The 8,359-nt window shown below is 66.1% G+C and carries 14 protein-coding genes and 2 pseudogenes; 11 read left to right on the top strand and 5 right to left on the bottom strand.

The window, feature by feature from the left end:
• Positions 1-237 precede the first annotated feature (237 nt).
• The 10 genes from ACFYXM_RS36560 (at position 238) to ACFYXM_RS36515 (ending at position 5,425) form a co-directional block, all read left to right on the top strand.
• Positions 238-633, top strand: a complete 396-nt coding sequence (locus ACFYXM_RS36560; RefSeq protein WP_389296105.1) for a gas vesicle protein — start codon at positions 238-240, stop codon at positions 631-633.
• An 87-nt stretch (positions 634-720) separates the two neighbouring features.
• Positions 721-1,182, top strand: coding sequence for a gas vesicle structural protein GvpA (locus tag ACFYXM_RS36555; protein ID WP_389296103.1), 462 nt, complete (start codon positions 721-723; stop codon positions 1,180-1,182).
• 3 nt (positions 1,183-1,185) lie between these two features.
• Positions 1,186-1,899 carry a GvpL/GvpF family gas vesicle protein gene (locus ACFYXM_RS36550; protein ID WP_389296100.1) on the top strand — a complete coding sequence of 238 codons (714 nt, stop codon included), beginning with the start codon at positions 1,186-1,188 and terminating at the stop codon, positions 1,897-1,899.
• Between the two features lie 9 nt (positions 1,900-1,908).
• Positions 1,909-2,160, top strand: coding sequence for a gas vesicle protein GvpG (locus ACFYXM_RS36545; protein ID WP_259930026.1), 252 nt, complete (start codon positions 1,909-1,911; stop codon positions 2,158-2,160).
• A gap of 81 nt (positions 2,161-2,241) precedes the next feature.
• Complete coding sequence (locus ACFYXM_RS36540) at positions 2,242-2,685, top strand: gas vesicle protein (protein WP_389296098.1); 444 nt, start codon at positions 2,242-2,244, stop codon at positions 2,683-2,685.
• Entirely contained in the window at positions 2,682-3,497 is an 816-nt protein-coding gene (locus ACFYXM_RS36535) for a GvpL/GvpF family gas vesicle protein (RefSeq protein ID WP_389296097.1), read from the top strand. Before ACFYXM_RS36540 ends, ACFYXM_RS36535 begins: the two co-directional genes overlap by 4 nt.
• Positions 3,494-3,754, top strand: coding sequence for a gas vesicle protein (locus ACFYXM_RS36530; RefSeq protein ID WP_389296095.1), 261 nt, complete (start codon positions 3,494-3,496; stop codon positions 3,752-3,754). The genes ACFYXM_RS36535 and ACFYXM_RS36530 overlap by 4 nt, the downstream gene beginning before the upstream one ends.
• Entirely contained in the window at positions 3,744-4,151 is a 408-nt protein-coding gene (locus tag ACFYXM_RS36525) for a gas vesicle protein K (protein WP_389296093.1), read from the top strand. The genes ACFYXM_RS36530 and ACFYXM_RS36525 overlap by 11 nt, the downstream gene beginning before the upstream one ends.
• A 16-nt stretch (positions 4,152-4,167) precedes the next feature.
• The gene (locus ACFYXM_RS36520; protein WP_389296091.1) at positions 4,168-4,341 is read left to right on the top strand and encodes a CsbD family protein; all 174 of its coding nucleotides are present in this window, start codon (positions 4,168-4,170) and stop codon (positions 4,339-4,341) included.
• A gap of 145 nt (positions 4,342-4,486) precedes the next feature.
• Complete coding sequence (locus ACFYXM_RS36515) at positions 4,487-5,425, top strand: iron-containing redox enzyme family protein (RefSeq protein ID WP_389296088.1); 939 nt, start codon at positions 4,487-4,489, stop codon at positions 5,423-5,425.
• Here ACFYXM_RS36515 and ACFYXM_RS36510 read toward each other — a convergent pair.
• The 4 genes and pseudogenes from ACFYXM_RS36510 to ACFYXM_RS36495 form a co-directional block, all read right to left on the bottom strand.
• The gene (locus tag ACFYXM_RS36510) at positions 5,405-5,590 is read right to left on the bottom strand and encodes a CDGSH iron-sulfur domain-containing protein (RefSeq protein WP_389296086.1); all 186 of its coding nucleotides are present in this window, start codon (positions 5,588-5,590) and stop codon (positions 5,405-5,407) included. The genes ACFYXM_RS36515 and ACFYXM_RS36510 overlap by 21 nt on opposite strands.
• A 197-nt stretch (positions 5,591-5,787) precedes the next feature.
• Positions 5,788-5,910: pseudogene (locus ACFYXM_RS36505) on the bottom strand (methyltransferase); the annotation flags it as partial.
• Positions 5,911-5,957: 47 nt separating this feature from the next.
• Positions 5,958-6,845, bottom strand: coding sequence for a transposase (locus ACFYXM_RS36500; protein WP_389296084.1), 888 nt, complete (start codon positions 6,843-6,845; stop codon positions 5,958-5,960).
• 169 nt (positions 6,846-7,014) lie between these two features.
• Positions 7,015-7,182 (bottom strand): annotated as a pseudogene (locus ACFYXM_RS36495) (transposase domain-containing protein); the annotation flags it as partial.
• Positions 7,183-7,415: 233 nt separating this feature from the next.
• Here ACFYXM_RS36495 and ACFYXM_RS36490 point away from each other — a divergent pair.
• On the top strand, positions 7,416-7,631 hold the full coding sequence (locus ACFYXM_RS36490; protein ID WP_389296083.1) for an IS3 family transposase: 216 nt from the start codon (positions 7,416-7,418) through the stop codon (positions 7,629-7,631).
• Positions 7,632-7,666: 35 nt separating this feature from the next.
• Here the strand turns inward: ACFYXM_RS36490 and ACFYXM_RS36485 are convergent.
• The coding region (locus ACFYXM_RS36485; protein WP_389296081.1) for a transposase at positions 7,667-8,359 on the bottom strand (693 nt) is incomplete at its 5' end.

Genomic DNA, 8,359 nt, shown 5'->3' with positions numbered 1-8,359 from the left:
AGACGCCACCAGGCAACAGCCCGACACAGCCACTACCGACGACGATCCGCCCACGAACCTGCTGGATAGATCACGAAACCGCACTGGAGTACTAGGTGTATTGCCCTGGGAGGCTGCGCCCGGCGCTGAAGCAATGTGCGAGCTCCGAGATGCGGTCGGCCCAGGCCGTATATCATGGAACGGCGTCTTGTGAAGGCGACGCGGGCATTACGTCGTCTCCGATTCCGGAGCGGGAACATGGCCGTAGGCGAAGAGGACGAGACAGGGCGCGTCCGGCGTCCGTCCAGCGAGAAGCCCGTCAAGAAGACCGCCAGGAGAACCAGCACCGGACGGGCCAGCAGCCGCACGAGCGAAACGAAGCGTGCGGCCCGCCGGGTTTCGGCCCCGCGGGCCATGCGGTATGCGGCTGAGCAGCTCCAGGAGCTTTTGGGGCGAGCGCCCGAGTCTGTCTCGGCAGTGAAGCCGACGGAGGGCGGCTGGCAGGCGGACGTGGAAGTTTTGGAGCTGGAGCGTATCCCCGGTACTACCAGCGTGATGGCGAGTTACCGGGTGACGCTGGACGAGGAAGGCGAGCTGCTGGCGTACGAGCGCATCCGCCGCTACACCCGAAGCCAGATCGACCCGCGTGGCTAGGGCCGGAATGCCACTGCTGCGCCGCTCGCCGGACGAACGGAAGCGGCCTCGTCCGGAGCCGCGTGTGAGCTGCTGAAAGGAGGCACCATGACCATGGTGCCGCAGGGCGGAGGAACCATTTCCAGGGCCGGCGGAGGAGGGTCGGGGAACCTTTACGACATCCTCGAGCTGATTCTGGACCGCGGCCTGGTGATCGACGTCTTTGTACGTGTGTCCTTGGTGGGCATCGAGATCCTCAAGATCGATGCCCGCATCGTCGTGGCGAGCGTGGATACCTACCTGCGCTTCGCGGAGGCCTGCAACCGCCTCGACCTGGAGGAGGGTCGCAAGGCTCCGTCTCAGCTGACCGACCTGGTCGGCGAGGTGACCGAGGGCAGTGCGCATGGGAAAGCCAAGGGTGCTCTGAGTGGGGCCGCTGACGTGCTGACCGATGCCCTGAAGGGAGGGCATGACGACGAGGAGGCCGAGCAGTCAGAAAAGCGCAAGGAGCCCGAGGAAAGGCGGGAGCGGCCGCGGCGTCGGCCTGCCGCCCGACGCCGCGAGGAGTGAACCATGGCCGTATACGTGTATTCCATTGTCCTGGCCACCCATCCGCAGCGCTTGGACGACCTCCACGGGGTGGGGGACCCGCCTGCGACCCTCCGCACGGTGCGCACCGAAATGCTGTCCGCAGTCGTCAGCGACGCGCCCGAGGAGCTGCGTCCCAAACGCCGAGACCTCAGCGCGCACCAGGCCGTCCAGGAACAGCTGATGGCCGACGGCACCGTCTTGCCGCTGCAGTTCGGCTTCACCACCGTGGACGACGACGCTGTACGAGCGGTCCTGGAGGACGGCACGGATAATTACAGCGAACGATTGCGGGCGCTGGAGGGCTGCGCAGAATACCACCTGAAGGCCGCCCAGGACGAGGATGCGCTGTTGCGCCAGATCCTTCAGGAGTCCGACGAGGCGCGCGAGCTCAACGAGGAGATCAGAAGCGGCCGCAGCAGCCCGGAACTGCCGCTCGCCCTCGGGGAGCTGGTCTCCCAAGAAGTGCAAGCGCGGCAGGATCGGCTCGCCGTCGCAGTCCTCGATGCGCTGCGCGGATTCGCGCGGGAAGAACGCTCGTCGCAGCCGACCGGGAACGACTTCTTGAATGTGTCCTTCCTCGTGGAGCGGGGCAACGAGAAGTCCTTCCTCGGCGCGGAAGTGGATATCGCCAAAAAACTGGGCGAGGAATTCGACCTGCGACTGGTCGGGCCGCTGCCCGCCTACAGCTTTGTCTAAGGAGTCCTCATGGGACTGCTGACTCAACTCGCGACTCTTCCGCTGGCGCCGGTGCGCGGCGTGGCCTGGGTCATGGAGCGCGTCGTCGAGGCCGCGGAGAACGAGTACTACGACCCGGCACCCGTCGAACGGGAACTCGCCGCACTTGAGCGCGCGCTCGTGGCGGGAGACATCGACGAGGAAACCTTCGACCGGCGCGAGGACGAGTTGCTGGACCGGCTGGACGAGATCAGGGCCCATGTCCAGGGCGTCGATACCTGATCGCGCAGCCGGTGGAACGGGTGCATTGCCACGCGCTCCCGTCGAAGCAACGGGACACCAGGGAATTGGGGTGCAGCAGCCGTGACCGAACCCGTCGCCAGGAGGTTGGGCGACCTCCCGTCCAGGTCCGCCCCGTATGGCCAGGGCTCCTCGGCCAATCTCGCCGACATCCTGGAGCGTGTCCTGGACAAAGGCATCGTCATCGCAGGCGATATCCAGATCAACCTCCTGGACATCGAACTGCTTACCATCAAGTTGCGCCTACTGATCGCTTCGGTGGACAAAGCGAAGGAAATGGGCATTGACTGGTGGGAGCACGATCCCTCACTGTCGTCACGCGCCAACGACGGCCGCTCACTCGCCGAGGAGAACAAACGGCTGCAGGCTGAAATCACGGCGCTGCGCGAGGGCCGTGAGCTGCCACCGGCCAAGGACGAGGAGAGCCGCGCCGCGGCCCCCCGCCGCACCGCACGCACCAAACGGGCAGAGCCCAGCCCCCGCAGCGAGAGGTGGGACGAGCCATGACCGCCACGATCTCCTACGCGTACGCCATAGCACGGGACGCCGACGGATTGCTGGAAAGAGCTCTGTCCGGGCTCCCTGGAGTGGCGGAGGCGCCGGTGAATCTAGTGCGTGTAGGGCGCAACGACGATGTGGTCGTCGCCGTGAGCCCGGTACCCGAGCGGGACTTCCAAGAAGCCGCGCTGCGAGCGCATCTTGAGGACTTGGACTGGCTGGAGTCAGTGGCCCGCGCCCATCACCGGGTGATTGAGGCCTTGGCCGCCCGCACCGCCGTTCTGCCACTGCGTCTGGCAACGGTATACCTCGACGACGAGCGGGTGCGGCTCATGCTCCGGGCCCGCCACGAGGCGTTTGCCGGCAGACTGACCGACCTGGCAGCGCAGGTGGAGTGGGGCGTCAAGATCTATGTCGAAGCGGCCGCCGAGGCCGATAGGCCAGCAGGCCCACCCGCAGATGCGGGTCTGAGCCCCGGGCGGGCTTACCTCAGCCAGCGCAGAGCACAGCGGCACGCCCGCGAAGACGCCTATCGGGACGCCGGACGGGCAGCCGAGCGGGTCGAGGCCGCCGCCCGCGCTTATGCGGTTGATCGCGTCCAGCACCGGCCGCAGCAAGGCGAACTCGCCCGCGGGCCGGGAGAGAACGTCATCAACGACGCCTACCTTGTGCCGCTGCAACAGGCTGAAGACTTTCGCGCCGATGTCATGCAGGCCTCAGAAGGACTACCCGGGGTACGCGTCGAAGTCACGGGGCCGTGGGCTCCGTACTCCTTCGCCACCCTCACCGAAGCCGAACCTCTGAAGAGGGCCACGTCGTGAGGACGGCGGGCAGGCCGGAGGAGCCGCCGGAGGAGCCGCCGGAGGAGCCGCTGCCGCAACGGCAGATCGCACTGATCGACCTGCTGGACCGGTTGCTCAGCGGAGGCGTGGTCCTCACCGGTGACGTCGTGCTCTCCATCGCCGATATCGACCTCGTACGCATATCGCTGCGCGCGCTGATCGTCTCCATCAGCGAACAGAATCCTTCCCCGTGGCATGCCATCTCAGCACCCATAGGAGACGACCATGTCGGGTAAGGACCGTCCGCCCGGAAGTCGCCTGGACGAGATCGCCGATGCCGCCGCCCGCGCCTTCCGCATGCTGCCCGCAGTGCCGCAGGACATCCTGCCCCGGGGCGGTACGGAGGCGCGAAGGCCGGCCCATCGGATCACTACCGCCCCGGACACGGTGGAACGGGACCTGATCAAACTCGTACTCACACTCGTCGAGCTGCTACGACAGCTCATGGAACGCCAAGCCCTCCAGCGGGTCGACGCAGGAGACCTCACTGAGGAACAGGAAGAGCGCCTCGGAGCAACTTTGATGATTTTGCACAGTCGTATGATTGAGCTGTGCTCTCGGTACGACCTTTCCATGCAAGATCTCAACTTGGATCTCGGACCTCTCGGAACTCTGCTGCCACCACCTGAATGACGTCAGGGAGAACGAAATGGGTATCGGAAAGAAGTCCAAGAACATTGGCAAAATCGCGGAGGGGAAAACAAAGGAATCGGTCGGGCGGGCCGTGGGTAACGAAAGGCTGGAGGGAAAGGGGAGGGCCCAAAAGGTGAAGGGTAAAGTGAAGCAGGTCGTCGAGAAGGGCAAGGATACCTTCAAGCACTGAAAGAAAGACACGCCGCACTGACCCGCTGCCACGCTCCGAACAAGGGCGGGTCGCCGTTTAGGGGAGCAAGTGTTGTCTGGCTCCAATCGACGCAGCTGGCGGCGGGGCGGTGCGCGCTCGGTATACGAGGCGCTGAGGAGGGTGTTTGTCTCGAGGCACTCGGCCGGGAACCGGGTCGGCGCAGCCTGCCAGACATACACCTGGTGGCGGGGACCGACCGTACGACGACGACCTCCAACTCGCCCTGTACCTCTGTTACGAGTTGCACTACCGCGGCTTCGACGGTGTGGACGGCGCCTGGGAGTGGGATCCGGAACTGCTCATGGTGCGTGCCGCGCTGGAGCGGGAGTTCATGGCAGCTTTGCGCGCTGACGTGCCGGTGGCCGAGGACGTCGGTCTGGCGCTGGACGAACTCGTTCTGGAGCCGTCGGACTCCGACGGCGTGTCGTACTTCCTGCGGGACGAGGGCGAGCTGTGGCATCTGCGTGAGTACGCCGCCCACCGCTCGCTTTACCACCTCAAGGAGGCCGATCCGCACGTGTGGGTGATCCCTCGCCTGACGGGCCGGGCCAAGGCAGGAATGGCCGCTGTGGAGTACGACGAATTCGGAGCGGGACGGGCGGAACAGGTCCACTCGAAGCTGTTCGCCGATCTGATGGCGGACCTCAACCTGGACACCTCGCACGGGCGCTACCTCGACGCCGACTCTCGGCAGATACTCGCGACCGTCAACCTCATGTCACTCTTTGGACTCCACCGCTCACACCGTGGTGCGCTGGTCGGTCACTTCGCCTCAGTGGAGACCACATCGCCACCAGGGTCGCGGCGTCTCGCTCAGGCATTGAAGCGGGCCGGTGCCGGGCCTGCGGCCATCCACTTCTACGCGGAGCATGTGGAGGCCGACGCCGTGCATGAGCAGCTCGTACGGCATGAGGTCGTCGCCGGTCTGCTCCAGGAGGAGCCGGGTCTGGCACCGGACGTCGCCTTCGGTATCGGGGCCACCGGATGGTTGGAAGACCGGTTCGGGGAGCAGTTGCTCGGCGCATGGCGGGGCGCCGAGTCCTCACTCCGTGTACCGCTCTGAGGCCGGCGGCGGGGCTTTCTTCGGCCTCTTCCGGCCGCGGTGGCTCGTGTCGCACCAAGGGAAGATGAGGCTCCGCCGGCAGGTACACAGTGCGACGACAGGCCGGTCCGAGCGGGCAATGGTGCCGTCCTCCTGGACCACTTCGACCGGCCCCTCCACGAGCATGGGCCCGCCCGGCTCCTGCATGACGCGCCGTGCAGCTGCCCGAGGTGCGGTCTCCGGTTCAGTACGGCCGTTCTGCACGGATCACCACCAGTTCCTCTGCCTTCTGGCCGCGCTCGATCAGGCCTGGCCCGGATGGCCCGCGCGTGCCCCGACAGCAGTGCGTTCAGTCGTGCCGTGAGCACCGCCGCGGCCGACGTGTCGATGGCGATCACGTGGGCAGCGCCGTGGTGGGCGGCGGCGATCGCCACGGCGCCGGTACCCACGTCGAGTACCTCCGCTCCGGGTGACAGATGCTCGCGCCGCAGAGCGGATACCAGCATGGCTGTGTCTTCCTGTGTCATGTAGACACCCGGAGGCTGGAGGAGTTTCACTGTCGCATCTGGCTCTCAGAGATCACGCAGGGCGGGCAGAAGGAGAACCCCACATCCCGCGCGGTTTCTCCCTGTCCGGGAGTGCCGACCTCGCGGAGAGTGACGCTCATGACAGTGATCCGCTGGCTGGTCTTGGGGCGGGTCTGCCCGGTGACGGTGTACTGGGAGATGGGGCACTTCACGAGGCGAGCGCTGGTTCGCGCGCGACGAGGAGGCAACAGCCCGGTGAGCACGGCCCGGGTGACACCGCCGGAAACATCGGCGGGCGAGATGATCCCTTGAGCGGTGATCACCTGTTCCCGCACCGCGTGGAGGGCGATGGTGAAGCTCGCCCGGTCCGGATTCGTACCCGGCCGGGACTCGACGGCGTCGACCATCGCTCGCCGGATCGTTTGATAGACGGTCAGCAGCGCCCATAGTTCCTGTTCCAGACCGACAGGGTCGGCCGACCGCAGGACCCGACCGGTGAACAGGGTGTCCTTGAGCGCGAGGAAGGCCCGTTCGATCTCCCACCGCTCGTGATAGAGACCGACCAACTGTTCGGCGGGGTCGGTGCGGTGGTCCAGGAGCGTCGTCACCAGCCGGCACCGATCACCGATACGGCTCCCGTCGGAACATTCCGCGGTCACGTCCGCCTCGGTGATCCGGAAGGTGCGGCCCAGCAGCCGGGTGAGGTAGGAGCCGTCCGGCAACACTTTCATTACCGCAGGCCGACGACGGAGAGTGATCCTCGCTACCAGTTGCGCGCCGGTGTCGGCCACGTCGTTCAAGAACTCGTCGCCGGAGAAGTTGCGGTCGACGAGCAGCAGCATGCCCGGGTCGAGCAGAGGCAGGAGCCTCGACGCCTCGGTGACGTCGGGTCTTGCCCAGATGGCCTCGGACACGGAGACTGTCGGGGGCCTCCAGTGAATTGCAGCCGTCGAAGGCGACCATACGCCACCGGCGGTAGCACACGCCTGGGGTGGAGGGACGCGCCAGCGGGCCGGCCACGACCTCGAACAGTTCCCGAAACGGTGCCGGGCCAAGGCGGCGACGGACCTCGCGTAGCGCCTTCTCCGACGGAACCCACCAGGTCAGGGCACGCAGTCCGGCGATCATCTTGACCCAGACGCCCAGGTAGCCGACCTCCGGGAAGAGACACAGGGCCAGGACGAAGTACACCCCGACCCGTGAGGGCAGCCGGCGCAGCCTTCGCTCCACCGAACGCGTGCGCTGCAGCACGTCATCAACCAGATCAAAGGGTAGGTAGTGCGTCAACTCACCCAAGTGACCTGGAGCGAAGACGCCAGCAGCGACCGTGACGGCGCGCGTGAACGTCGAAGTGCCAGACTGGTCAGGCAACGGGACCTCCGCTCAGAGTGAAGACCTTGGTCGGCTTCACTGCTGTAACGGAGGTCTCGTTCTTCACGTCCCACAACGACCACGAGAAAGATCAACTTGACGTGGCAGGAGGCGTGTTAACTCCGAGGCATTGCCTGTTCAAGACCGAGCTGATCAAACCCGGCCGGCCCTGGAAGACGCTCTCCCAGATCGAGCTCGCCACCGCCGAATGGATCGACTGGTACTGCCACCGCCGACTCCACGGTGAGATAGGCCACGTCCCACCCGTCGAGTACGAGACCAACCACTACATGCAATCCACGAAACCTCAGGTCACAACCACAATCTGAGATCTCTACCGAACCTGGGGTGCCTCTGTGTTTTGTCAAGTCCCGTGGTTAGGGAGCGACTTGACTTTTCGCTCATCGGCGATCATGACGCGCCACACGTGGTCGGCCAGGCGGCGTTTCAGGCACCGCCTCGCTTCCTTCGGCGTCTTATCCTCGGAGAGTTTGCGCTGGTAGTAGGCGTGTCCAGGTGATTTCGGCATCCGTATCTGCACGACCGCGATGGTGTGGAGGACGGAGTTGAGCTGGCGGTCGCCGGAGCGGGAGAGCCGGTGGCGGGCCTTGTCCGCGCTGGCGATCTCCACCGGGGCGGCACCGGCATAGTTCGCGAATGCCGCCGAGGTGGAGAAGCGGTGAGCCCGTCCGGTGCGGCCGATCAGCCGAGCGGCCATGACCGGCCCGATGCCCGGGGTGTCCATCAGCGTGCTGCTCGATGCCTCTACCAGTCTCTGCATCCGGGCAGCGTTGTCCGTGAGCTGCTTGTCCAGTTTCCGGATCTCGGCGACCAGGTCCCGGGCGATGTCCTTCCGGACGGTCTCGGTATCGCCGGCGGGGCGGACGGATCGCAGCAGTTTGGCGGCCACGTCCGCGGACAGCTGGGTCGGGGCGCCGCCGGGCAGCAGGTCACGCAGCAGTGCGTGGAGCTGGTTGACCGTGCGCACCCGGGCCTGGGCCAGGTTCACACGCCGTTCGTCCAGGAGCGCCAGCGCCGTGGTGTGATCCTCGGGCGC

The sequence above is a fragment of the Streptomyces sp. NPDC002476 genome, assembly GCF_042889785.1.
In the GTDB taxonomy this organism is placed as follows: domain Bacteria; phylum Actinomycetota; class Actinomycetes; order Streptomycetales; family Streptomycetaceae; genus Streptomyces.
The sequence above is the reverse complement of the archived record's forward strand: the minus strand, read 5'-3'. Positions and strand labels throughout refer to the sequence as shown.